The sequence below is a fragment of the Burkholderia cepacia complex sp. TUM26381 genome (genome assembly GCF_057439935.1).
The window spans coordinates 2,660,624-2,683,306 of record NZ_CM172007.1 but is presented as its reverse complement, the minus strand read 5'-3'; the positions used below and the strand labels follow the sequence as shown (position 1 = coordinate 2,683,306).

Annotated in this window: 22 protein-coding genes; 9 read left to right on the top strand and 13 right to left on the bottom strand. The window is 68.4% G+C overall.

The features are described 5' to 3' along the window. Positions 1-118: 118 nt before the first annotated feature. From ACWMMN_RS28710 to ACWMMN_RS28700, 3 genes are all read right to left on the bottom strand, one after another. The gene (locus ACWMMN_RS28710; protein ID WP_217468154.1) at positions 119-313 is read right to left on the bottom strand and encodes an antibiotic biosynthesis monooxygenase; all 195 of its coding nucleotides are present in this window, start codon (positions 311-313) and stop codon (positions 119-121) included. A gap of 263 nt (positions 314-576) precedes the next feature. Further along, the gene (locus tag ACWMMN_RS28705; protein ID WP_059237512.1) at positions 577-1,098 is read right to left on the bottom strand and encodes a GNAT family N-acetyltransferase; all 522 of its coding nucleotides are present in this window, start codon (positions 1,096-1,098) and stop codon (positions 577-579) included. A 73-nt stretch (positions 1,099-1,171) separates the two neighbouring features. Next, positions 1,172-1,915, bottom strand: a complete 744-nt coding sequence (locus ACWMMN_RS28700; RefSeq protein WP_059240795.1) for an SDR family oxidoreductase — start codon at positions 1,913-1,915, stop codon at positions 1,172-1,174. A 302-nt stretch (positions 1,916-2,217) separates the two neighbouring features. On the opposite strand from ACWMMN_RS28700, the gene ACWMMN_RS28695 reads away from it, so the two are divergent. After that, positions 2,218-2,604, top strand: a complete 387-nt coding sequence (locus tag ACWMMN_RS28695) for a hypothetical protein (RefSeq protein ID WP_059237511.1) — start codon at positions 2,218-2,220, stop codon at positions 2,602-2,604. A 78-nt stretch (positions 2,605-2,682) separates the two neighbouring features. Here ACWMMN_RS28695 and ACWMMN_RS28690 read toward each other — a convergent pair whose 3' ends face one another. The 3 genes from ACWMMN_RS28690 to ACWMMN_RS28680 form a co-directional block, all read right to left on the bottom strand. Further along, positions 2,683-3,453 carry an ABC transporter substrate-binding protein gene (locus tag ACWMMN_RS28690; protein ID WP_059240794.1) on the bottom strand — a complete coding sequence of 257 codons (771 nt, stop codon included), beginning with the start codon at positions 3,451-3,453 and terminating at the stop codon, positions 2,683-2,685. A 141-nt stretch (positions 3,454-3,594) separates the two neighbouring features. Further along, complete coding sequence (locus ACWMMN_RS28685; RefSeq protein ID WP_486423464.1) at positions 3,595-4,824, bottom strand: cyanate transporter; 1,230 nt, start codon at positions 4,822-4,824, stop codon at positions 3,595-3,597. A gap of 183 nt (positions 4,825-5,007) precedes the next feature. Continuing rightward, entirely contained in the window at positions 5,008-5,865 is an 858-nt protein-coding gene (locus tag ACWMMN_RS28680; RefSeq protein WP_486423463.1) for a helix-turn-helix transcriptional regulator, read from the bottom strand. A 95-nt stretch (positions 5,866-5,960) separates the two neighbouring features. Between ACWMMN_RS28680 and ACWMMN_RS28675 the strand changes: the two genes are divergently transcribed. Continuing rightward, positions 5,961-6,854 carry an SDR family oxidoreductase gene (locus tag ACWMMN_RS28675; protein WP_486423462.1) on the top strand — a complete coding sequence of 298 codons (894 nt, stop codon included), beginning with the start codon at positions 5,961-5,963 and terminating at the stop codon, positions 6,852-6,854. A gap of 32 nt (positions 6,855-6,886) precedes the next feature. On the opposite strand, the gene ACWMMN_RS28670 is transcribed toward ACWMMN_RS28675, so the two are convergent. After that, positions 6,887-7,876: a zinc-dependent alcohol dehydrogenase family protein gene (locus tag ACWMMN_RS28670; RefSeq protein ID WP_174992806.1), complete on the bottom strand. Its 990-nt coding sequence runs from the start codon at positions 7,874-7,876 to the stop codon at positions 6,887-6,889. A 141-nt stretch (positions 7,877-8,017) separates the two neighbouring features. Between ACWMMN_RS28670 and ACWMMN_RS28665 the strand changes: the two genes are divergently transcribed. After that, on the top strand, positions 8,018-8,197 hold the full coding sequence (locus ACWMMN_RS28665) for a hypothetical protein (RefSeq protein WP_486423461.1): 180 nt from the start codon (positions 8,018-8,020) through the stop codon (positions 8,195-8,197). 33 nt (positions 8,198-8,230) lie between these two features. Then, complete coding sequence (locus ACWMMN_RS28660) at positions 8,231-11,254, top strand: amino acid adenylation domain-containing protein (RefSeq protein WP_486423460.1); 3,024 nt, start codon at positions 8,231-8,233, stop codon at positions 11,252-11,254. Here the strand turns inward: ACWMMN_RS28660 and ACWMMN_RS28655 are convergent. From ACWMMN_RS28655 to ACWMMN_RS28640, 4 genes are all read right to left on the bottom strand, one after another. Further along, positions 11,220-12,122: a LysR family transcriptional regulator gene (locus tag ACWMMN_RS28655; RefSeq protein ID WP_059237506.1), complete on the bottom strand. Its 903-nt coding sequence runs from the start codon at positions 12,120-12,122 to the stop codon at positions 11,220-11,222. The two genes, ACWMMN_RS28660 and ACWMMN_RS28655, sit on opposite strands and share 35 nt — an antisense overlap. A 75-nt stretch (positions 12,123-12,197) precedes the next feature. Next, entirely contained in the window at positions 12,198-13,574 is a 1,377-nt protein-coding gene (locus ACWMMN_RS28650; RefSeq protein WP_059237505.1) for an FAD-containing oxidoreductase, read from the bottom strand. A gap of 191 nt (positions 13,575-13,765) precedes the next feature. Then, positions 13,766-14,344 (bottom strand): hypothetical protein, encoded by a 579-nt coding sequence (locus ACWMMN_RS28645; RefSeq protein ID WP_059237504.1) that lies wholly within the window; start codon positions 14,342-14,344, stop codon positions 13,766-13,768. A 48-nt stretch (positions 14,345-14,392) separates the two neighbouring features. Next, positions 14,393-14,857, bottom strand: a complete 465-nt coding sequence (locus ACWMMN_RS28640) for a GNAT family N-acetyltransferase (protein ID WP_059237503.1) — start codon at positions 14,855-14,857, stop codon at positions 14,393-14,395. A 151-nt stretch (positions 14,858-15,008) separates the two neighbouring features. Here ACWMMN_RS28640 and ACWMMN_RS28635 point away from each other — a divergent pair, with 151 nt between their 5' ends. The 5 genes from ACWMMN_RS28635 (at position 15,009) to ACWMMN_RS28615 (ending at position 21,075) form a co-directional block, all read left to right on the top strand. Continuing rightward, positions 15,009-15,647 (top strand): LysE family translocator, encoded by a 639-nt coding sequence (locus ACWMMN_RS28635; protein WP_012493146.1) that lies wholly within the window; start codon positions 15,009-15,011, stop codon positions 15,645-15,647. A gap of 307 nt (positions 15,648-15,954) precedes the next feature. Next, positions 15,955-16,746 carry a DUF3348 domain-containing protein gene (locus ACWMMN_RS28630; RefSeq protein WP_059240792.1) on the top strand — a complete coding sequence of 264 codons (792 nt, stop codon included), beginning with the start codon at positions 15,955-15,957 and terminating at the stop codon, positions 16,744-16,746. Between the two features lie 10 nt (positions 16,747-16,756). Further along, the gene (locus tag ACWMMN_RS28625; RefSeq protein ID WP_059237502.1) at positions 16,757-19,804 is read left to right on the top strand and encodes a DUF802 domain-containing protein; all 3,048 of its coding nucleotides are present in this window, start codon (positions 16,757-16,759) and stop codon (positions 19,802-19,804) included. 3 nt (positions 19,805-19,807) lie between these two features. Next, entirely contained in the window at positions 19,808-20,452 is a 645-nt protein-coding gene (locus ACWMMN_RS28620) for an OmpA family protein (RefSeq protein WP_059237501.1), read from the top strand. Next, positions 20,449-21,075 carry a DUF2894 domain-containing protein gene (locus ACWMMN_RS28615; RefSeq protein WP_059237500.1) on the top strand — a complete coding sequence of 209 codons (627 nt, stop codon included), beginning with the start codon at positions 20,449-20,451 and terminating at the stop codon, positions 21,073-21,075. The genes ACWMMN_RS28620 and ACWMMN_RS28615 overlap by 4 nt, the downstream gene beginning before the upstream one ends. A 34-nt stretch (positions 21,076-21,109) precedes the next feature. Here the strand turns inward: ACWMMN_RS28615 and ACWMMN_RS28610 are convergent, their stop codons facing one another. Next, complete coding sequence (locus ACWMMN_RS28610) at positions 21,110-21,682, bottom strand: NADPH-dependent FMN reductase (protein WP_059237499.1); 573 nt, start codon at positions 21,680-21,682, stop codon at positions 21,110-21,112. A gap of 56 nt (positions 21,683-21,738) precedes the next feature. Then, positions 21,739-22,407: a histone acetyltransferase gene (locus tag ACWMMN_RS28605; protein ID WP_226195926.1), complete on the bottom strand. Its 669-nt coding sequence runs from the start codon at positions 22,405-22,407 to the stop codon at positions 21,739-21,741. Positions 22,408-22,683 lie beyond the last annotated feature (276 nt).

Here is a 22,683-nt window from a genome sequence, read left to right as displayed (position 1 = left end):
GCCAGCCGCAGGACCGTCGCGGATGCAACCCTGAACGCCGGGCTCCGTGCATCGTTGGCGACGATGTGGGGCGTCACTTCGTGAGCGGCCAGCGCGTCAGCCGATGCGCTGCGCTCGATCAGCACAACCTGTCTTCATCGCCGACGACGGGATGACGGTCGTATTGAAGACAACCGGGTTCGGCCCGAACGACGGACGCCAGGTGCTCATACGCGGCGATCTGTTCGTGACGCTTTCCGGGCACGATCCGGCGCGAGATGATGAGCAGCACCTCGTTTTTGTTGTTCCGGTTTTGACGATCGACTTCGTTCATGGCGACTCCTGGCTGATGTGATTCCGACAAGAAGCGGGGTGCCGTAAACGCAAAGAGCCCCGTCGCTTGCCGGCGGGGCGCTGGTGACATGCAACTGCGAAGACTACCGCGCGCGCGTTCCCGACGCCCCCCCAGTGCCGATGGTTGTCGTTGTCGTGACGGTTACGAGGGAAACCGGATCGGGCGGCATGGGTTCAAGGTACCGCGATCGACGGGGACACGTCGATTCACGTCGATTGCAGCGGATTCCCCTATCCGTGAAATTAGCGACGGTAGATGTATTCGAGGTCAGTCGATTCCCCGACCTTGAAATCATACGTGCCGACCTGCCTGAAGCCGGCCTTCTCGTAGAACGCGATGGCCTTCGCGTTGCCGGACCACACGCCTAGCCATACCGGACCGGGGCGTTCGTCGGACAGATAAGCCAGCGCGGCATCGAACAACGTGCGTCCGGCACCGGTTCCCTGCGTACCTCGTCGAAGGTAGATCTGATGGATCTCGCCCGAACCGTCCGCCACTTCCGGATGCGGGAGCTTGCACGGCCCCGCGTGTGCATAGCCGACCAGCGTACCGTCGTCGTCTTCGGCGACCCACGTGCGGCACTGTGGGTCGACGAGCTGTTCGCTGACCGTTTCAACCGAGTAGCTGCGTGCCTCGTACGCGGCAAGATCGTTCGGCGGATAGTTGATGCCGAAGCCGTCCTGCAGAAAGGTTTCGCGAAACGTATCGCGCTTCAAGTCGGCAAGCGGGGCTGCATCGGCCAGTGTCGCAACGCGGATCAACATCGGGGGTTTCTCGCTTCGGTGGTCGGGCAGACAGTGTATCGCGAGCGACATCCGGCCGGCGCGTCGTTACCCGCTAGCCGCCGATCGTTGCCGTCGGGCGCACGACGATCTCGTTCACGTCGACATCGGCGGGCTGCGCGATCGCATACGCAATGGCTGCCGCGATCGCTTCCGGTTCGAGCGCAATGCTGCGGTACTTCGCCATCAGGTCGGCGGCGGTCGGGTCCGTGATCGTGTCGGCCAGTTCGGACGTCACGACACCGGGGCAGATGCTCGTGACGCGCAGCTTGTCGTTCTCCTGCCGCAAGCCATCGGAAATTGCGCGCACCGCATACTTCGTCGCGCAATAGACGGCGGCCGTCGGCGATACCCGCAACCCGCCGATCGACGATACGTTGATGATCTGCCCGAAACCCTGGCGATTCATCACCGGCAGTGCGGCTGCGATGCCGTACAGCACGCCCTTGATGTTGACGTCGACCATCCGGTCCCACTCGTCGACTTTCAGCGACGCCATCGGCGAAAGCGGCATGACGCCTGCGTTGTTGACGATGACGTCGATATGGCCATACTCGGCGAGCGCGGCTTCGACGAACGCGACGTTGTCGTCGCGCTTCGTGACGTCGAGCGCGCGCCACGAAGCGGTGCCGCCCTGGGTGCGAATGTTGCCGGCCAGGTCCGCAAGACGCTCGGTGCGGCGTGCGCCGAGCATCAGGCGCGCACCGCGCTCGCCCAGATAGCGGGCGGTGGCTTCGCCGATCCCGCTGCTTGCGCCGGTGATCAGGACCACTTTCTGTTCGATGTTGTGGCTCGTCATGTTCATTCCTCGGTTCACGGTGAAGAGACGTCAGCATCGCGCGGAAGGGGGCGCCGGCGTTATCCTGCGAGTCCGCATTTCTTGCACGATTCTCCGAGAATGCATGGGGCACGAACGGGAATGCGCTTCCCGGATCAGGAAAGGAAGGCGCCGATATTGCAGTGCAGCGAAAGGGGTGGGTGCGCGCCTGGCCCGGCCATCGTGACGAACTGGAATTCCGGTGCGTCAATCATGCGGATGCCGATGGTTGAGAGCCGGCGGACATGCTAGGATTTCCGTCAAACAACTTCGGAGACGCTGCGATGCCGTTCATCTGCGAAAACGTCGAATGTCGCGCCGTGCTGGCTCGCGGGCAAGTCAAGCCCCATCAGGACGACGCGGGGTGGTGCTTCCACTGCCCGGACTGCAAGGCCAGGAACGAGTTGATGAATCTCGGCGTCGTCGGCGGGGCGGTCGAGCTGGTTCAGCCGGAGCGCGCCAGCCCGCCGCACAAGGTCGTCGCGACGGCCCGGCCGCTGGACGATGGCCGATACGCGGCGCAGTTGAGCGTTCAGCGGGCGCTCGCCGTGAAGGGGACATACGCGGCCGAAGAGCACTGGGATCAGCTCGGCGTCTTCGGCGATGCACAGGAAGCGGTCGCGCATGCGCGGTCGTTCGCAACGGATTTGCTGCAACGCGCGGTGGCCTAGCCGGCCGTTTTCCGTACACGAAGAAGGGGCGTCGCGCAGGAATGCGCGACGCCCTTTTGCGTCTTCTGCCCGTGTTCGTCAGTTGTAAATGTCGAACGCGAAGTACTTCTTCGCGATTCGCTGATACGTGCCGTCCTGAATCAGGCTCGCGAGTGCCTGGTTGATCTGCGTGCGCAGCGCGTCGTCGTCCTTGCGCATGCCGATCGCCGAACCCACACCGAGCGTCTTGGGATCATGCAGCGCCGGCCCCGCAAATTCGAAATTCGCACCCTTCGCGGTCTTCAGGAAGCCGAGATCGGCCTGCACCGACGACTGCAACGACGCGTCGAGCCGGCCCGACAGCAAATCCTGATACACGAGATCCTGCGTCTGGTACGTGCGGACGATCACACCCTTCGGTTCCCAGTAGGTGCGCGCATAGGTTTCCTGCGTCGTCCCCTGTTCGACGCCGACACTCTTCCCCTGCAGCGACTCGGGCGTCGGCTGCAGGTTCGCACCGCGCCGCGCGACGAGGCGCGGCGGCACGTTGTTGATCTTGTCGGTGAACGCGATCTGCGCGAGGCGCTTCTCGGTCACGCTCATCGACGACAGCACGCCGTCGAACTTGCGTGCCTTCAACGCCGGGATCATCCCGTCGAACGCGTTCTCGACCCACACGCAGCGCACCTTCATCCGCTCGCAGATCGCATTGCCGAGATCGATGTCGAAGCCGACGAGCTTGCCGTCGGGCGCGAGCGATTCGAACGGCGCGTAGCTGGGATCGACGCCGAGGCGCAGCACCGCCGGGTCTTTCGCGGCGGCGGCGCCTGCCGCCAGCGCGAGCGCGGCGGCCAGAACGAGCTTTTTCATGATTGTCTCCATTACCGGTTGATGTTGTTTGTCGTGAAGCGGGGAAGCGGCCATTGGGCGTGACGGCCCGCGCCCGGCCATGCGCGGGCGGCGGGGCGGTCGCAGGAGAAGGCCGGCGGCCGCCCGGATTCGAAGGGGGTTTTAGCGGGCGGCGCCGGCGATGCGCGCCATGCTGTTCCGGTAGCCGGCGGGCGAGAACACGGCGTTCAGCGCGGCCGTCGACGCGATCACGCCGAGATGCATCCACCACGCGATCGCGAAGCCGCCGCCCGCGTCGCGCAGCCAGCCGATCAACCAGGGGCTCGCTGCGACGGTCAGGAAGCCGATGCCCTGCACGAACGCGGCCAGTGCGCCGGCAAGTCGTGCATCGGGCAGGTGGTCGAGCGTGACGATCAGGCTCATCGAGAAGAAGCCGCCCAGCCCGAGGCCGACACTCGCGACCCACAGCCACGGCGCGAGCGCGGGCAGCGTCGCGAATCCGATGAAGCCGACCGCCTGCAGCGCCTGCGTGAGCCACAGCACGGCGCGACGGTCGGCCGATCGCTTCGCGAGCATCGGCATCGCCAGTGCACCGGTGGCCTGGAACAGCGCCATCCACGCGAGCAGGTTGCCGCTCGCCTGCGGGCTCATGCCCACGCTGCGGTAGAACGCCGGCAGCCACGCGACGAGGCTCGCATAGCCGCTGTTGCTGAGGCCGAAGAACAGCGCGAGCTGCCATGCGCGCGGGATGCGGACGAACGCGGTGATCGACGCCGACGCGGCCGTCGCTTGCACGGTGTCGCGCGGTGCTTTCGCGCGCCACAGCGCGAGCGTGACGAGGGCGGGCACCGCCCATACGGCGAGCGCGAGATGCCAGCCGCCGTGCGCGGCGAGCCACGGGCTTGCCATCGCGCCGAATGCGCCGCCGCCGACGAGCGCCGCCGAGTAGAGGCCCATCGCGAGCGGCAACCGGTCGACGAACCAGCGTTTCGCAAGGCCCGGCACGAGCGCCTGGATTACCGCGACACCCGCGCCGGCGGCGATGGCGGTCGCGATCAGCCCCGCGCTGCCGTGCGTCCACAGGCGCGCCGTGCAGCCGGCGGCGATCAGCGCGAGCGCGGCGCTCAGCGCACGCTGCTCGCCGAAGCGCCGCGCGAGCCCGACGCCGGCCCCGGCGACGACCCCCATCAGCACGAACGGCAGCGTGGTCAGCAGCGCGGCCGCGCGAAACCCGAGGCCCGTGTCGGCGCGTACGACGTCGAGCACGGGGCCGAACGCGGTCAGGAACGGGCGCAGGTTGAGGCCGGCCAGTACCAGCAGCGCGAGTGCGCCATAGGACACGGAAGCCGCGTGCGGGCGGTGGACGGCTTGCGCGGTGCCGGGGTCGGTCATCGGGATGCTCCAGGGAGGGGCCGGTGGCCCTGTGATGCGATGCCGAAAGGGTAAGCGCGCGCTACGCCAGGTGAAAATTAAATATTCGACTGGGAATCAGTGCGGATTGCGATGGGGTGAAGGCAGCCGAAGGGGCCGGATGGGAAGGCCGGCGAGGCGGGCGGCGGCGCCCGCCGCGTGCGGTCATGCAGCCGGCGCCTGCCGCGCACCGGCCTGGTCGCGCGCTGCGACGAGCGCCCGGATGCGCGCGCGGTCGGCCGGCGTCGCCGGCGTGAAGATCACGAGGCTCAGGTCGGGGCGGCCGGTGACCGAGAACGCCGAATAGTCGAACGCGATCCGGCCGGCCTGCGGATGGCGGATTTCTTTCGTACTTTCGTCATGCGAATGGATGTCGTGGTTGCGCCACATCGTGTCGAATTCGGCGCTCGTCGCGCGCATCTCGTCGACGAACGCCTGCACGGCCTGCGTCGCGCCAATGCGCGCGACGTCCGCACGAAACGCGCCGACCGCGAACCGCGCGACGCGCTCCCAGTTCGGCTGCGCATCGCGCACGCCCGCGTCGACGAAGATCAGCCGCAGGATGTTGCGCGCGGCGGGGGGCAGCGTCGCGTAGTCGGTCAGCGTGGCGGCCGCCGCGTCGTTCCAGGCGACGACGTCCCACGTCGCCGAGCGCACGATCGCGGGGCTCGCGTCGAGCGAATCGAGCACGTGCTGCAGGCGCGGCGTTACACCGGCCGGCGCGCGATAGCGCACGTCGGGCGGATGGCCGACGCCGATCAGGAACAGATGTTCGCGTTCGGCTTCGTTCAGCATCAGTGCGCGGGCGAGCCGGTCGAGCACATCGGCCGACGGTGCGCCGCCGCGCCCCTGTTCGAGCCACGTGTACCACGCGGCGCTCACATGCGCGCGCTGCGCGACTTCCTCGCGCCGCAGGCCCGGCGTGCGGCGGCGGGTGGCCGGCAGCCCGAGCGCGGCCGGGTCGAGTTTCTCGCGGCGGTCCCTCAGGTACGCGCCGAGCAGGTTGTCGGGGGCGTCAGCCATATCCTGTTAGTTCGTTTACCGGTAAACCGTCACGACTTCACCGCGAGCGGCCATCGACAGATAGTAAGCCTCCATTTCATCCGGAGGTACTGAACATGCGTGTCTTTGTTACGGGAGCGTCGGGATTCGTCGGCTCGGCCGTCGTCGCCGAACTGGTTGCCGCCGGGCACTCGGTGCTCGGGCTCGCGCGGTCCGAAGCGGCGGCCGCGTCGGTGGCCGCCGCAGGCGCCGACGTGCATCGCGGGTCGCTGGAAGATCTCGACAGCCTGACGCGTGGCGCCGAAGCCGCCGACGCGGTGATCCACACGGGATTCAATCACGACTTCTCGCGCTTCGCGCAGAACTGCGAACTCGATCGCCGTGCGATCGAGACGGTTGGCGCGGTACTCGCGGGTTCGGCGCGGCCGCTGGTCGTCACGTCGGGGCTGGCGCTCGTCGCGCCGGGCCGCGAGGCGACGGAAGACGATTCGCACGTGCCGGTGTCGCCGGCCTATCCGCGTGCGTCCGAAGCGGCCGCGGTCGCGCTGGAAGCGCGCGGCGTGCATGCGTCGGTCGTACGCTTGCCGCCGTCCGTACACGGCGACGGCGATCACGGCTTCGTCCCGTGGCTGATTGCATTCGCGAGGGAGAAGGGGGCTTCGGCGGTCGTCGGTGACGGCGGCAATCGCTGGCCGGCCGTGCACCGGCTCGACGCGGCGCGTGTGTACCGGCTCGCGATCGAACGCGGGACGGGCGGCGCGCGCTATCACGCGGTCGACGATACCGGTGTGCGGTTTCGCGAGATCGCGGACGTGATCGGCCGGCGGCTGAACGTACCGGTCGTCACGAAGTCGCCGGCGGAGGCCGGCGAGCATTTCGGCTGGTTCGCGATGTTTGCCGGGATGGATGCGCCGGCCACCAGCGAGCGCACGCGCGCATTGCTCGACTGGGTGCCGACGCAGCCGCGGCTGCTGGCCGACATCGATCGGCCGCGGTATTTCGAAAGCTGAGCGGGCGGCGGGCAGCGCCCGCCGCGCACGGCTCAGACCGTGACGACGATCTTGCCGACCTGCGCACCGGCTTCCATGTAGCGGTGCGCGTCGGCGATGTCGTCGAACGCGAACGTGCGGTCGATCAGCGGCTTCAGCGCGCCGGCCGCGAGCCCATCGACGATGAAGCGCTTCGCGCGCTCGAGCCGTTGCGCGTCGCCGGTGATCTCGAACAGCTCGTAGCCGCGCAGCGTCAGGTGGCGCGCGAGCAGATCCATCACCGGCACCGGGATGTCGCGCGTATCGAGTGCGCCGTACTGGAAGAACGTGCCGTTCGTGGCCAGCGCGCGCAGCAGGTTCGCCGCATCGGGGCCGCCGACCGGATCGAACACGAGGCGTGCGCCGGTGCCGCCGGTGATCTCCGCCACTTGCTGCGGCAGGTCGGCCGGGCTGCCGGCGATCACGTGCTTCGCGCCCGCGTCGAGCAACGCCTGACGCTTCGATTCGCCACGCGTCAGCGCGATCGGCACCGCGCCGATGTGGTTCGCGACCTGGATCGCCGCCTGCCCGACGCTGCTCGACGCGGCGCCGATCAACACCGCATCGCCGCGCTTCAGTCCGCCGAGTTCGATCAGCGCGCCGTAGGCCGTGACGAACATCATCCACGTCGCGGCGGCTTCCTCGAACGACAGGCTGTCCGGATGCCTGACCACGGCGTGCGCGGGCACGTTGACCACCTCGCCGTACATCCCGTAGTCGGCAAACGAGAACGCCGGTACGACGCTCACCGCGTCGCCTTCGGCGAATGCCGTCACGTTGCGGCCGACTGCCGCGACCACGCCCGACGCCTCGTAGCCGAGCGACGCCGGAAAGCGCGGCATGAACGTGTATTCGCCGCTGCGGAACATGACTTCCGCGCGATTGAGGCCGATCGCCTTCACGCGCAGCTGAATCTCGTCGGGGCCTGGCGCGGGCACGTCGATGGTGTCGATCTGCAGGACGTCGGGGCCGCCGATGCGGTGGAAACGAACGATGCGGGACATGGATTGCTCCTTCGGTGAACGGGTGTCGATGAAGAAGCATCGTAGGCGGGTGTCCGCGCCGGATAAACGTGCGCCGGGATCATTGATTGTTATTTGACGAATAACAATGGATGCCAACGTATGTGTGGCCGTCGATGTCCGATGGACTACGCTGGTTGGGCGACCGGCGCCGCGATACCCGGCACGTCGTCGAATGCTGCTTCAAATGCATCAAACATCGCCATCGTTTCGCTGTGCGTGATGACGCGGTTCGTGACCGACCAAGTTGCCTGTGTGCCGTTCACCAGTGAATTGCGTTTTATGCGTGCCACTCTATATTGAGATCTGCGCCTGTCGATATGAGGAATAAAAAGGATGACTACTCAATCGAACGTGATCGAAATATTCCGGACTCAGGCGAAGCGTGACGGGGACGCGTCAGCCGTGGTTTCGGAGCATGAATGCCTGAGTTACCGGGAACTGGACCTTCGGAGCGATGCGGTGGCGCGTGCATTGCGGGCGCGAGGCATCGCAAGCGGCGACCTCGTGCCGATCGAGGCGGCGCGGAACGCGGCGTTCATTGTCGGCATCCTCGGCATCCTGAAGGCGGGCGCAACCTATGTGCCGATCGACGAACGCTATCCCGACGCCCGCAAACATCACATCCTGCGGCAATGCAATGCCGCGCTGGTATTGACGGCCCGTACGGCGCCGCGCGATGCGGCAGCGCCGTTCGCGAGCGTGGCGGACCTGTCCGCGTGGCGGCCGGATCGCGACGATGCACGCGCAACGCAACATGCCGATGCGCAGGGCGGCGCGATCTACGTGATCTTCACGTCCGGCTCCACCGGTGCGCCGAAGGGCGTGATCGTCGAACATGCCGCCGTGTCGGCGCTCGTCGATTGGCACAACGTACGTTTCGCGATGAACGGTGCAAGCCGTACGACGCTGATGGCCGGCCTCGGCTTCGATGTATCGCAGTGGGAAATCTGGTCGGCCCTTTGCGCGGGCGCGACGTTGTGTCTGCCGGACGACGAAACGCGTGTGGACGCCGACGCGCTCGTCGGCTTCTTCACCCGCCACCGGATCACGCATGCGTACGTGCCCACCGTGATGGTGGCTGACGTGGTCGGTGTCGGCCAGCCTGCGGACCTGAAGCTGAAGTACCTGTTTACGGCCGGTGAAAAGCTCGGCCCGATCGATACCGGCAGGATCGCTTACACGGTGATCGATTACTACGGGCCGACCGAAGCGACGATCTTCGCGACTTGCCAGGTCGTGCCGAGCGCGGCGCTCGGCCGTCCGGAGTCGATCGGGCGGCCCGTCGGCGCGACGGAGATCCTGATCCTGAACGACGCACGGGACGCTGTAACGGGGAGCGACGTCGGCGAGATCTGCATCGGCGGGCCGGGCCTGGCCCGCGGCTACCTGGGCAACCCGGCGCTGACCCGCGAGAAATTCCGTCCGCACCCGCGGCAGCCCGGCCGGATCATCTATCGCACGGGCGATCTCGGGCGCTGGCTGGACGACGGCTCGATCCAGTTCCTCGGGCGCCTGGACGATCAGGTCAAGATTCGCGGCAATCTGGTCGAGCTGAGCGAAGTTCACGCTGCGCTTGTCCGGTCCGGCGAAGTGCGCAGGGCCGTGGTGCTGGCATTGCCCGGCGCGGCCGGAGCCGGGATGGAGCTTGTCGCGTTCGTCGTGCCGCGCGATCCCGCCGTGCCGGATGCGCGTATCGTCGATGCACTCAAGGCCAGCGTCCGGCAAACCCTGCCCGATTACATGTGGCCCGTCGGTCACGTGCTGCTGGACGGCATGCCGGTGACGGCGAACGGCAAGACCGACCGGGCCGCGCTCGAACTTCGATACCGCGAAGCACAGCGCAGCCGGACGGAGCCGGCGCTGTATTCCGCCGTCGAGCGGATCGTCGCGGATGCATTCGTCGCGTTGACCGGCCACGCGTCCTTTCGCAAGACCGATGGTTTCTTCGATATAGGCGGCAACTCGCTGCTGACCGCGAAGCTCGCGAGGGCGTTGTCGGACGCGGCGGGGACGAAGATGCTGATCCGGGACGTCTACGAGCACCAATCGGTGGAGGCGCTTGCACGCGAAATCGAGCGACGTGCCGCCAGCGCGGCGCGCGCGATCGAACGCGAGCCGGTTTATGCGCTGGAGAACGATATCCGCGTGCCGGACGAAGCGGATTTCAGCGGAGCGTTCGACGAGGCGCTGCTCGCGTGTCCGTGCACGATCCTGCTGACGGGCGCCACGGGATTCGTCGGCGTCCACTTGCTGGCCGAACTGCTCGCGACGACGTCGGCGGCCGTGCATTGTCTGGTGCGCGCGAAGGATGCGGCAGCGGGGCGGGCGCGGATCGATGAAAAGCTGCGCGCGTACGACGTGAACCTCGGGCCAGGCGAGCGTTCGCGCATCCGCGTGTGGGCGGGCGACGTCACGCAAGCGCGCTTCGGCATGAACGAGCACGACTACGCGGCGCTGGCGGACGGGATCGACCTCGTTTACCACTCGGCCAGCGCGGTCAATTTCATCCAGCCGTATTCGTACATGAAGCGGATCAACGTGGACGGCCTGGCCCGGATCCTCGCATTTGCCGGATGCCGGCGAACCAAGGCGCTGATCCTGCTGTCGACGATCTCGGTGTACAGCTGGGGCCATCGTGTCACCGGCAAGACCATGATGACCGAGGCGGACGACATCGATCAGAACCTGCCGGCGGTGCTCGAGGACATCGGCTATACGCGCAGCAAGTGGGTGATGGAGAAAATGGCCGGCCTGGCTGCGCTGCGCGGCCTGCCGCTGATGACCTTCCGGCTCGGCTACGCGACGTTTCACGGCGAGACCGGCGTGAGCGCGGACTATCAATGGTGGGGGCGGCTGGTCAGGACGTGCATCGCGCGCGGCACCGTGCCCGACCTGCACGACCTGCGCGAAGGGCTGACGAGCGTCGACTACATGACGAAAGCGCTCGCGCGGATTTCGCGCAATCCGGCGGCGCTGGGGCGGAAGTTCAACCTGATCAATTCGCCCGAGTCCGACCTGACGCTGAAGGCGTTTTTCTCGAGGCTCGAACGATACTTCGACCTGCGGTTCAGGGTCGTTCCGTACCGCGAATGGCTCGATGCATGGAAGACGGATATCGACGCACCGCTGTATCCGCTGTTGAGCCTGTTCGACGACAACATTCGCGATGGCCTGAGCACGGTCGAGCTGTATCAGAACAATTACGTGTGGGACTGTCGCAACGTGATCGCGTTTCTGGAAGGCAGCGGCATCGAGCAGCCGGCATTTTCCCGCGAACAGCTGGCGCGGTACATGGAGCGGTCGATCGGTTATCGGGTCGCGGCTAGGCCGGGTAACGCCGCGCGAACAGGTCGGTGAGCCAGTCGATGAAGGCGCGCACCTTGTCCGACAGGTGCGCGCGGTTCGGGTACAGCACCGACACCGGCTTCGGCACGGCCGGCACGCCGGGCAGCAGTTCGATCAGCAGGCCCGCGTCGATGCTCGGCTGCAGCGCGGGCCGCAGCGCATGCACGATGCCGAGGCCCGCGAGCCCGCAGGACAGCAGCGCTTCCGAGTTGTCCGTGAGCAGGCTGCTCGTGAGCTTCACCGCGACGGTTTCGCCGTGCGGGCGAAACGTCCACTCGAGCACGCGGCGATTGCTGCCGGTGAAGAAGTTGACCGCGCGATGCGTACGCAGGTCGTCCAGCGTGCGCGGCAAGCCGTGCCGCGAAACATAGGCAGGCGACGCGCACGTGACCATCGGCACCGCGCCGACCGTGCGCGCGACCATGCTCGAATCCTTGAGCGTGCCGACCCGCACGACGCAGTCGATGCCTTCGCCGATCAGGTCGACCGGCTGGTCGCTTGCCCCGAGCACGAGTTCGATCTGCGGATAGCGCTGCTGAAAGTCGGGCAGCGCGGGAATCACGACCGTCTTCGCCAGCGCCAGCGCGATGTCGATCCGCAACCGGCCCTTCGGCACCGCCCGCTGTTTGGGGAATGACGCGAACGCATCGTCGATGCTGCCGAGCAGCTGCACGCAGCGCGCATGAAACGCTTCGCCTTCCGCCGTCACGCTGACGCGCCGCGTGCTGCGGTTCAGCAGCCGCACGCCGAGCGCCTGTTCGAGCTGCTGCACGGCTTTCGTGACGGCCGGCCGATGCAACTGCAGTGCGTCGGCGGCCTGCGTGAAGTTGCCGCGCTCGACGATCTGTACGTAGATCTGCATCGCTTGCAGGCGGTCCATGGCGTTCCCGGGTGTCGTGGCGAGCGGCCATCTTCGCACACCGTCCGACACCCGTGCGCAGCCGCCCGCCGCGCATCACGCGACCGGATGCAGGTCCTGCAGCAGCGTCGGCACGAGTTCCGACACGGTCGGGTGGATATGCATCGCGCGGCTGATCGTCGTGTACGGCGCGCCGGCGGCCATCACGTCGAGCATGCCGTGCACGACTTCGTCGCCGGTCACGCCGAGGATCGACGCGCCGAGGATCGCGTGGCTGTCCGCATCGACGATCACCTTCATGAAGCCCTGGCTTTCGCCTTTCTCGACCGCTCGCCCCACGCGCGTCATCGGGCGCGTGCCGACCAGCAGCCGGCGGCCGGTCTGTTTCGCTTCCGCGAGCGTCATGCCGACGCGGCCGAGCGGCGGGTCGATGTACATCGCGTAGGCCGTGATGCGGTCGGACACCTTGCGCGGATCGTCGTCGAGCAGGTTCGCCGCGACGATCTCGTAGTCGTTGTACGCGGTGTGCGTGAACGCGCCGCGTCCGTTGCAGTCGCCGAGCGCCCAGATGCCGGGCACGTTCGTGCGCAGCTGCTCGTCGACGGCGATGTAGCCGCGCGCGTCGGTTGCGACGCCCGCCCGGTCGAGCCCGAGATCGTCGGTGTTCGGCACGCGGCCGACCGCGAGCAGCAGGTGCGAGCCCGCGACCTCGCGGCCGCCGCCCGCGCAGTCGAGGCCGACCACGACACCGTTGCCGTCGCGCCGTGCGCTCAGGCAGTTCGCGTCGAGCTGCACGTCGATCCCTTCGTTCTCGAGAATCTCGCGCACGGCCTGCGACACGTCCTCGTCCTCGCGGCGGATCAGGCGCGCGCCTTTCTCGACGATCGTGACCTTCGATCCGAAGCGGCGGTACATCTGGCCGAATTCGAGTCCGACATAGCTGCCGCCGACGATCACGAGATGGTCCGGCAGGAAGTCGACGTCCATCATCGTCGAATTGGTCAGGTACGGCACCGAGTCGAGGCCGGGCATCGCGGGTACCTGTGCGCGGCCGCCGACGTTGACGAAGATGCGTTCGGCTTCGAGCAGTTCATCGCCCACGCGCACCGCGTCGGCGCGCTCGAATCGGGCGTGACCCTGAAACACGGTCGTGTTCGCGAGGCCGCGCACCCATTGCTCGACGCCGTGGTTCGAGCGGCCGGCAACCTGGTCCTTGCGTGCCTTCACGGCTTTCATGTCGACGGTGACGGGGCCCACCGACACGCCGTATTCGCCGGCGCGCCGTGCGAGCTGCGCGGCGTACGCGCTCGCGATCAGCGTCTTGGTCGGGATGCAGCCGGTGTTCACGCAGGTGCCGCCGAAACGGCCGCGCTCGACGATCGCGACTTTCAGGCCGGCGGCGGCGAGCCGCGCGGCGAGCGGCGGCCCGGCCTGGCCCGTGCCGATGACGATCGCGTCGAAGTGTTGCGTCATGACGTCCTCCTGGGCGGATGCAGCGAGGAAAGGGGCAGGCGCGAACCGCGTGCCGTGCCCGCGGTCGCCGAGGGGCGACGAGCGCCTATGGTAGACCTGTTGGCGCGGCGTCGCGAGAGGCGGGCGGGCGATGGCCGCCGCATGGAAACCACGGCGCTGCCGACGGCATCGATGCGTGCCGCGCGCGGCGGCTAGTCCTTGCGTTTCCACTGCCCGAACGACACCGGCTGGTGCGCGTCGGCGCGCGTGACGGTGACGTGGTCGGGCTTGTCGTCGATCGGGAACGATTCGGTGACGATCTGGTTCGAGAACAGCCAGCCGTGCGTGCGCGGGTCGTAGCGGAACGTGATGTAGTCGGTCCAGTGCTGCCCGCACGCGACGAAGTTCTGCACCGTGAAATAGCGGCCCTTCACCGCAAGGCCGTTGTCGGCGGCATCGTCGGGATCGAACGGATCGCACTGGCCGCCTTCGTTCGCGCGCAGCACCACCTGGTCGTTGCGCGCGGCGAGCCGGTAGGTGCGGTCGGCCTGCTCCTCGTAGATCAGCAGCGGGCGCGGCGACGGTTGTTCGCGCGTATCGTCCGCGCGATGCGCGACGACGAGAAAACTGTGCCGCCCGTTGTCGAGCGCCGGCCCGGCTTTCGCGAGCAGCGGCTGGTAGCCGGGTGGCAGTTGCGTGGCGATCGACTTCGGCAGGTCGTCGGCGCGGGCGGCGGCAGGCAGCGCCGCGAGCAACGGGAGCAGCAGGGTAGCGAGGCGGAGAACGCGCATGGCGGGAGGTCCGGTCGAAAGGAGGAAAGGGTTGCTGGCCGCGGGCGGTTACAGATCGCGCCCGAGAAATTCGGTGCCCGGCACCGGATTGAACGCGACGGGCGGTGCGGGCGTAAAACCGAGCGACGCATACAGTTGCCGTGCGGCGACGAACTCCGGAAGCACGTCGAGGCACATGCGCGCGTAGCCGGCCGCCTTCGCGTCGCGTAGCAGCCGTTCGACGAGCTGGCGGCCGACATTCAGCCCGCGCGCCTCGGGGCGTACGTACACACGCTTCATCTCGCACGCCGTATCGTCGATTTCGCGAAACGCCGCGCAGCCGACCACGCGCTCGCCGTGCCACGCGAGCAGCAGCAACCCGCGCGGCGCCGCGTATTTGCCGGGCAGCGCGGCGATTTCCGGCTCGTAGTCCTGGAATTCGAGGCTGACGGTCGGGCTCGCGATGTACTCGCGGAAGATCGCTTCGACGGCTGCGGCGTCGTCGGGGTAGCAGGCGGCGCGGATTTCGATCATGGCGGCGGGGCGGGATGACGGGAAAAAGGGTCAGCATAGCAGCGCGCGGCCGCTTTCGGCCACGTGCGAAGCGTGCCAGAATCAGCGGCTCGACCGTCGGAAACGACACGCCGGCGCCGGCGAATCGGCGCCGCTGACCAAGGAGACTTCGATGACTGCATCGGCTGCCGTACTCGCCATCCTGGCTGCGCTGTTTCTCGGTGCGATGATTCCGGGCCCGAGCTTCGTGCTGGTTGCCCGCAATTCGATCGGGCTGTCGCGCCGCGACGGGCTCGCCACCGCGCTGGGCATGGGCATCGGCGGCATCGTGTTCGGCGGCGTCGCGCTGGCCGGGCTCTACACGCTGCTGCAGGCCGTCGAATGGCTCTATGTGGGCCTCAAGGTCGCGGGCGGCGCATACCTGATCTACATGGCGTCGAAGATCTGGCGCGGCGCCGACCGGCCGATCGCGATGGACGACCCGCAGGCGATGGCGGGCGGCAGCGCGCGCAAGTCGTTCCTGACGGGCCTCACGACCCAGCTCAGCAACCCGAAGACGGCGATCTGGTACGGCAGCATTTTCGCGGCGCTGCTCCCGCAGCATCCGCCGCTGTGGTGTTACCTCGTGCTGCCGCCGCTGGTGTTCGCCGTCGAATTCGGCTGGTACACGCTCGTCGCGCTGTGCTTCTCGACGCGCCGGCCGCGCGAGCTTTACCTGCGCGCCAAGAAGTGGGTCGACCGCATCGCGGCCGGTGCGATCACGCTGCTCGGGCTGCGGCTGATCCTGAACGCGCCGAAGGCGGGGATCTGACCGCCTCGTTCCTGACCTGACACGCATCGTACGGCGGCCAGCCATCCCCGGGCTGGCCGCCGGCGCGAACCGGCCGGGCCGCCGCCCGATCGCGCAGCGGGGTTCCGCAAACGCGTTGCTTCCTCATGACGCGGCCGCTCGCCGAGCTGCCGCCAGCCCTGTTCCCGACTCCCCGCCACCGCCTCGAGCCTTGCGCGACGGGCGTTCGCGTGTGTCGCACGACGCGCCGGACGGCGTCGCGCGCCCGATTCTGGCGGCCGACCTCCCGGCGACGTGTAAACTGCTGCCTTTTTTGACGGTTTGCAGCATGGTGCAAGCACCTCCGCGCCCGGCGCTGAGCGGTCCGACACTCGTCCGGCTGCTCGCGCGCCTGGCCGATGCCGACGTCGCGGAATCCCGGCAGACGCTGTCCGACCGGCTGAGCCAGTGGCTCGGCTGGACCGACGCGATCACGCTGTCGTCCGCGCTGACTGCGAGCCCGCCGGGCGTCGCGGCCGGCGTGCGCGGCTACGATGCGGAACGCGACTGCACACGCGTGCGGCACGACCTCGCGCAGGCGATCACGGCCACCAACCGGCCGCGCGCGCGGCGCCGGCCCGGCGACCTGCCGCCGCCGGCCGCCGATACGGCCGATTTCGCGGACTTCCGCCAGCGTTATCTGACCCTCCAACAGGATATGGAGACGGCGATCGGCCAGTTGCGCGGCCGCCTGCGGGTCGCGCTCGCCGCGCGCTCGTCCGGGATGGCGCGGCTCGCGACGCTCGACACGATCATGGAGCGCGTGCTCGGCGCGCGCGAGCGCAGCCTGCTGTCGGCCGTGCCCGCGCTGCTCGGCACGCGGTTCGGGCGGTTGCGCGACGCGGAGCGGCAGGCGCTGGCCGATGCCGAATCCGCCGCCGCGGCAGCCGCCGCCGACCCGGCCGATCCGGCTGACGATCGCGCGGCGGCCGACACTACGACCGTCGCGACCGTCGCGGCCATCGTGCCCGGCACATGGCTCGATACGTTTCGCGACGAGATGCAAAGCATCCTGCTTGCCGAACTCGAAGTCCGGTTTCAAACGGTAGACGGGCTGCTCGCGGCCCTTCGCACCTGCTAATCAACACGCTATGTCCAGAATTCGCCTTGATCTCGTTGTCTTCGTCGCCGGTCTGCTCGCAGTGGGCTGGATCGGTGTCGGCTATATCGCGTCGAACCCGCTGGCGTCGGCCGTCACGCTGCTGATCGGCGCGTGCTACGTCGCCGGCGCGTGGGAGCTGCTGCGCTACCGGCAGGCGACCGCCACGCTGTCGCGCGCGGTGGCCGGCCTGACCGAGCCGCCCGCGACGCTCGACACATGGCTCGACACCCTGCACCCGGGCCTGCGCGGCGCGGTGCGCGCCCGTGTCGAAGGCGCACGCGTCGCGCTGCCCGGCCCGGCGCTCACGCCTTACCTCGTCGGCCTGCTGGTGCTGCTCGGCATGCTCGGTACGCTGCTCGGGATGGTCGTCACGCTGAAGGGCACCGGCGCCGCACTCGAAAGCGCGACCGATCTCGATGCGATCCGCGCGTCGCTGATCGCGCCGGTGAAGGGGCTCGGGTTCGCGTTCGGCACGTCGATCGCCGGTGTCGCGACGTCCGCGATGCTCGGGCTGCTGTCCGCGCTCGTGCGCCGCGAGCGGATCGATGCGGCCCAGCAGCTCGACGCGAAGATCGCGACGACGCTGCGCGTGCATTCGTCCGCGCATCAGCGCGACGAATCGTTCCGGCTGCTGCAGCGCCAGGCCGACGTGATGCCGGCGCTGGTTGACCGGCTGCAGACGATGATGACGACGCTCGAGGCGCGCAGCGTTGCGCTGCACGACCGTCAGCTTGAAAGCCAGCAGGCGTTTTTCGACCGGACCGAGCGCGCGTATGCGGGGCTCGCGTCGAACGTCGGCGACGCGCTGAAGGAAAGCGCCGCCGAAAGCGCACGGGTGGCCGGTGCAGCGCTGCAGCCGGTCGTCGCCGCGACGATGACGGGGCTCGCGCAGGAGATGGCCGCGCTGCGCGACACCGTGACCGGCGCCGTGCAGCGTCAGCTCGACGGGCTGACGGCAGGCTTCGAGAAGACCACCGGCAACGTGACGGCCGTCTGGAACCGCGCGATCGACGAACAACGTCAGGCGGGCGACGCCGTCGCGCAGCGACTGCAGACGACGCTCGGCCAGTTCACCGACACCTTCGCGCAGCGTTCGACGGACCTGCTCGACGGCGTCGCGACGCGTCTCGAATCGACCGAAGGCCGGCTGTCGGATGCGTGGCGCGATGCGCTGGCGCGTCAGGAGCAGGTCGGCGAGGCGCTCGCGGGCCAGCACGCGCGGGCGTTGGGTGAAGCCGCCGCGACGTTCGAGCGCCATTCGGGCGCGACGCTCGCCGCGATGCGCGAGTCGCACGCGGGGCTGCAGACCGATCTGGCGGTGCGCGACGAACAGCGCCTCACGGCGTGGAACGACTCGCTGGCCGCGATGGCCGCGAAGCTGGGCGACGAATGGCAGCGCGCGGGTGTGCATAGCGCGGGCCGTCAGCAGGAAATCTGCGATGCGCTTGCCCAGACGACGCGTGATCTCACCACGCAGGCTTCGACGTTCGAACAACGTTCGAGCGATCTGCTGTCGACGATTCGCGAGTCGCATACGGGCCTGCAAGCGCAGCTTGCCGCACGCGACGACGAACGTTTGTCGGCATGGAACGACTCGCTGGCCGCGATGGCCACGAAGCTGGGTGACGAATGGCAGCGCGCGGGCGTGCATAGCGCGGGCCGCCAGCAGGAAATCTGCGACGCGCTCGCCCAAACGACGCGCGACCTCACCACGCAGGCTTCGACGTTCGAACAGCGCTCGACCGATCTGCTGTCGACGATCCGCGATTCGCATACGGGCCTGCAATCGCAGCTCGCGGCACGCGACGAAGAACGTCTGTCGGCATGGAACGACTCGCTGGCCGCGATGGCCGCGAAGCTCGGCGACGAATGGCAGCGCGCGGGTGTGCACAGCGCCGGCCGTCAGCAGGAAATCTGCGACGCGCTCGCCCAGACGACGCGCGACCTCACCACGCAGGCGTCGACGTTCGAACAACGCTCGAACGACCTGCTGTCGACGATCCGCGATTCGCATACGGGCCTGCAATCGCAGCTCGCCGCACGCGATGAAGCGCGCCTGTCGGCATGGAACGACTCGCTGGCCGCGATGGCCGCGAAGCTCGGCGACGAATGGCAGCGCGCGGGTGTGCACAGCGCCGGCCGTCAGCAGGAAATCTGCGACGCGCTCGCCCAGACGACGCGCGATCTGACCACGCAAGCTGCAACGTTCGAACAACGCTCGAACGACTTGCTGTCGACGATTCGCGACTCGCATGCCGGCCTGCAGACGCAACTGGCCGCACGCGACGAAGCCCGCCTGTCCGCATGGAACGATTCGCTCGCCGCGATGGCGGCCGCGCTGCGCGACGAATGGGCGCAGACGAGCGCGCAGGCCGCGACGCGCCAGCAGGACATCTGCGACACGCTGACCCGCACCGCGAACGACATCACCGCGCAGGCGCAAGTGCACGCGAGCGACACGATCAACGAAATCGCACGCCTCGTGCAGGCTGCGTCGGAAGCACCGAAGGCCGCGGCCGACGTCGTCGCCGAACTGCGCCAGCGCCTGTCCGACAGCATGGTGCGCGACACCGCGACGCTCGAGGAGCGCAGCCGCCTGCTCGCGACGCTCGAAACGCTGCTCGGCGCGGTCAACCACGCGTCGACCGAACAGCGCACCGCGATCGACGCGCTCGTCAGCACGTCGGCCGATCTGCTCGATCGCGTCGGCGCGCGCTTCAACGACACCGTCGATGCCGAAACGCGCAAGCTTGACTCGGTGGCCGCGCAGGTCACGGCCGGCGCCGTCGAAGTGGCGAGCCTCGGCGATGCGTTCGGGATGGCCGTACAGGTATTCGGCGAATCGAACGACAAGCTGCTGACCCATCTGCAGCGCATCGAGGCCGCGCTCGAGAAATCGCTCGCGCGCAGTGACGAGCAGCTCGAGTACTACGTCGCGCAGGCGCGCGAGGTGATCGACCTGAGCGTGATGTCGCAGAAGCAGATCGTCGAAGACCTGCAGCATCTCGCCGGCCGGCGGGCACCCGTCGGAGCGTAACGCATGCACGACGAAATCGACGGCGGCGCGGAATCGGCGCCGGTATGGCCCGCGTTCGCCGACCTGATGTCGGTGTTGCTCGGCGCGTTCGTGCTGATCCTCGTCGGCGTGATCGGCATGCAGCTTCAGTTGACGTCGAAGCTCGAGGAAGCCGTGCGTGCGCGCCAGCTCGAGGCGCAGCAGCGCAAGTCGCTCGAACAGGCGCTCGCCGGGCCGCTCGCGGCCGGCCGCGTGACGCTCGTGAACGGGCGCATCGGCATCAGCGGCAACGTGCTGTTTGCGCTGAACTCCGATCAGTTGCAGCCGGCGGGCCGCGACCTGCTGAAGACGCTGGCTGTACCGCTGGCCACGTACCTGAAGACGCGCGACGAGATCCTGATGATCAGCGGCTTCGCCGACGACCAGCAGGTGCATGCCGGCAACCGCCTGTTCGCGGACAACTGGGAGCTGTCGGCCAAGCGCGCGTTGACGGTCACGCGCGCGCTGATCGACGCCGGCGTACCGGCGGCGTCGGTGTTCGCGGCTGCGTTCGGCTCCGAGCAGCCGGTCAGCTCGAACGCGGACGATGAAGGCCGCGCGAAGAACCGCCGCGTGGAGATCGCGCCGGTGCCGCGCAAGTCGGCATCGAACGGAGGGAAGGCGAAGTGACGGGCGACGCGACGCACGTGCGCGCAACGCTCGACGCATGGCGCGAGCAGGGCGCCGACCAGCTCGATCCCGTGCGCTTTCACCGGATCGACGCGCTCGAACGGCGCGCGGCCGCGCTCGAGGGCGGCGCGCGCGCGTTGCTCGACGCGCGGCTGGCGACGTTGCTCGACGGTTTTGCCGAGGTCGTTGCGCGGGCCGGTGAAGCCGGCCCCATGCGCGACGCGCTGGCTGCCGTGACGGCGGCGCCCGCACATGGCGGGCTCGCGGCGCTCGTCGAAGGGCTGGCTCGCGATGCGCAGGCCGACCGGCGCGGGCTCGATCCCGAACTGGTCGACTACTTCCGCGCGATGTGGTCGAAAGTCCGCACGGAACAGCAGTACCGGCAATCGCTCGACCAGGTGCCGCGCAACGCGGGGCCGCTCAATTCGAACAGTCTCGTGCACCGGTCGCTTGCGACGATGCGCGAGTTGTCGCCTGAATACCTGCAGCAGTTCCTGTCCTATGTCGATGCGCTCGCGTGGCTCGAGGATCTCGCCGGCGGCGGCGCGCAGCCCGAGAAGGAAGCGCCGCGCGCAAAGGCGGCCAAGCCGGCGAAGAAGGTGACGCGCGCCAAGGCGCGATAACGCGATGCCGCACGCGTTCGGGCGTGCGGGTTGCCTATCGGCCCGGCGGCGTGGCGTCGATTGCCGCGCGCAGCGCGTGCAACGCGTCGGCGAGCGCCGACGCGAACGGCGGATGCGCGGCGATGCCGGCCGCGTCGAGCTGGCTCCCGAGAACCGGCAGCGTGATCGACGCGGGTTCGACGATGCGCGCCGACATCACCGACAGCGTTTCCCGCAGCGCCGCGTCCGCATGGGTCGCGCGCGGTGACGCATTCAGCACCGCGACCGGTTTGTACACGACCGCTTCGCATCCCACGACCCAGTCCAGCGCGTTCTTCATCACGCCCGTTACGCCGTGTGCGTATTCCGGGCTGGCGATCAGCATGCCGTCGGCTGCGTTCAGGCGGTCGATCAGGTCGCGCACCGCAGCAGGCGACGGATATTCGGCATCGGGATTGAACAACGGGAATTCGCCGAGACGATCGAAGCGCGTGACATGCATGCCGTGCGGGGCGACGCGTGCGGCCGCATCGAGCAGTGCGGCGTTGTACGATTGCGCGCGGAGGCTGCCGCACAGCGCGACGATGTCGATGCGGCGGTCGGCGTCGGGTCGGGGATCGGTGGTCATCGAGGGGCGTTTCGGTTGGCGCGCAATGCGCAGCCGCGTCGCGCGGATCCGACGGATTATCGCATCGGCGGCCGGGCGTCGTCGTGTCCGTTGCCGATGCTTGCGTCCCGGCGTGTCGCGTTTAATACCATCGCGGGATCGCACCGAACCGGTTCCGTATCGCTCATGCCGGCCGCTCGCGCGAATTCCGTCATCGTCCATCCATTCCCGAGCAACAGCCGCCGCGTATGCAGCGCACCGTGCACGTCGTCGGCGACGACATCGCCGAGATAGTGCAGCGCACGGCCCGCGACATCGACGAAGCCGTGCCGGTAATCCTGCGCGAGCGCCGTCCACAACTGCGCGGCACCGACCGACTGGCGCGCGCCGCTGAGCAGGCACAGGCCCGCGTCGAGCCCCCAGCGGTACAGCGTCGTCGCGACGCCTTTGCGTTGCGCCGAGCCGCGCAGCCGCGTGTGCGGCGCGCGCAGGTAGCGGTCGGCGCGGCGCGGGATCTCGGGCAGCCGGTTGAACACCGTGTAGCCGGCGAGCTGGCGCGCGGCCGGATCTTCGACGTACAGGAAGTATTCGCCATCCGCTTCGCGGTGGCGGACGATCAGGCCCGAGCGGCCGAGCGCGACGGCCGGCAGGCCGTGCAGGCGATGGCCCGGCTGGTGGAGGCGTTCATGAAGGAGGTCGAGTTCGTCGTCGATGTCGTGCTGGGAATGCTGTACGTCGATACGCATGGCAAAGGCCGCCCGTCGCGGGCGGTTCGGGAAAGAGGTTCATCGCAAATGGGAAACGAATGGGTGCGGCCCCCGGGCTCGGCGCAGCGAGCCGGGGCCGCGAATCAGCTGGGGATGTGCTGGAAACCGGCGGCGATCGCGGCGAGGCCCGCGATGCAGAGTGCGAACAGGATCAGGACTTTGTGGATCACGCCTCTTTCCTCATGAATGCGCGGCGCCGGCGGGCGGCATCGCGGAGACGGTGAGCGGCGGGCACGGCCCGCACGGCCGTCGTGC

Bases quoted from the DNA above. Each gene is read 5' to 3' on its own strand.
- ACWMMN_RS28710 (WP_217468154.1), bottom strand. From the start codon at position 313: ATGAACGAAGTCGATCGTCAAAACCGGAACAACAAAAACGAGGTGCTG.
- ACWMMN_RS28705 (WP_059237512.1), bottom strand. From the start codon at position 1,098: ATGTTGATCCGCGTTGCGACACTGGCCGATGCAGCCCCGCTTGCCGAC.
- ACWMMN_RS28700 (WP_059240795.1), bottom strand. From the start codon at position 1,915: ATGACGAGCCACAACATCGAACAGAAAGTGGTCCTGATCACCGGCGCA.
- ACWMMN_RS28695 (WP_059237511.1), top strand. From the start codon at position 2,218: ATGCCGTTCATCTGCGAAAACGTCGAATGTCGCGCCGTGCTGGCTCGC.
- ACWMMN_RS28690 (WP_059240794.1), bottom strand. From the start codon at position 3,453: ATGAAAAAGCTCGTTCTGGCCGCCGCGCTCGCGCTGGCGGCAGGCGCC.
- ACWMMN_RS28685 (WP_486423464.1), bottom strand. From the start codon at position 4,824: ATGACCGACCCCGGCACCGCGCAAGCCGTCCACCGCCCGCACGCGGCT.
- ACWMMN_RS28680 (WP_486423463.1), bottom strand. From the start codon at position 5,865: ATGGCTGACGCCCCCGACAACCTGCTCGGCGCGTACCTGAGGGACCGC.
- ACWMMN_RS28675 (WP_486423462.1), top strand. From the start codon at position 5,961: ATGCGTGTCTTTGTTACGGGAGCGTCGGGATTCGTCGGCTCGGCCGTC.
- ACWMMN_RS28670 (WP_174992806.1), bottom strand. From the start codon at position 7,876: ATGTCCCGCATCGTTCGTTTCCACCGCATCGGCGGCCCCGACGTCCTG.
- ACWMMN_RS28665 (WP_486423461.1), top strand. From the start codon at position 8,018: ATGGACTACGCTGGTTGGGCGACCGGCGCCGCGATACCCGGCACGTCG.
- ACWMMN_RS28660 (WP_486423460.1), top strand. From the start codon at position 8,231: ATGACTACTCAATCGAACGTGATCGAAATATTCCGGACTCAGGCGAAG.
- ACWMMN_RS28655 (WP_059237506.1), bottom strand. From the start codon at position 12,122: ATGGACCGCCTGCAAGCGATGCAGATCTACGTACAGATCGTCGAGCGC.
- ACWMMN_RS28650 (WP_059237505.1), bottom strand. From the start codon at position 13,574: ATGACGCAACACTTCGACGCGATCGTCATCGGCACGGGCCAGGCCGGG.
- ACWMMN_RS28645 (WP_059237504.1), bottom strand. From the start codon at position 14,344: ATGCGCGTTCTCCGCCTCGCTACCCTGCTGCTCCCGTTGCTCGCGGCG.
- ACWMMN_RS28640 (WP_059237503.1), bottom strand. From the start codon at position 14,857: ATGATCGAAATCCGCGCCGCCTGCTACCCCGACGACGCCGCAGCCGTC.
- ACWMMN_RS28635 (WP_012493146.1), top strand. From the start codon at position 15,009: ATGACTGCATCGGCTGCCGTACTCGCCATCCTGGCTGCGCTGTTTCTC.
- ACWMMN_RS28630 (WP_059240792.1), top strand. From the start codon at position 15,955: ATGGTGCAAGCACCTCCGCGCCCGGCGCTGAGCGGTCCGACACTCGTC.
- ACWMMN_RS28625 (WP_059237502.1), top strand. From the start codon at position 16,757: ATGTCCAGAATTCGCCTTGATCTCGTTGTCTTCGTCGCCGGTCTGCTC.
- ACWMMN_RS28620 (WP_059237501.1), top strand. From the start codon at position 19,808: ATGCACGACGAAATCGACGGCGGCGCGGAATCGGCGCCGGTATGGCCC.
- ACWMMN_RS28610 (WP_059237499.1), bottom strand. From the start codon at position 21,682: ATGACCACCGATCCCCGACCCGACGCCGACCGCCGCATCGACATCGTC.
- ACWMMN_RS28605 (WP_226195926.1), bottom strand. From the start codon at position 22,407: ATGCGTATCGACGTACAGCATTCCCAGCACGACATCGACGACGAACTC.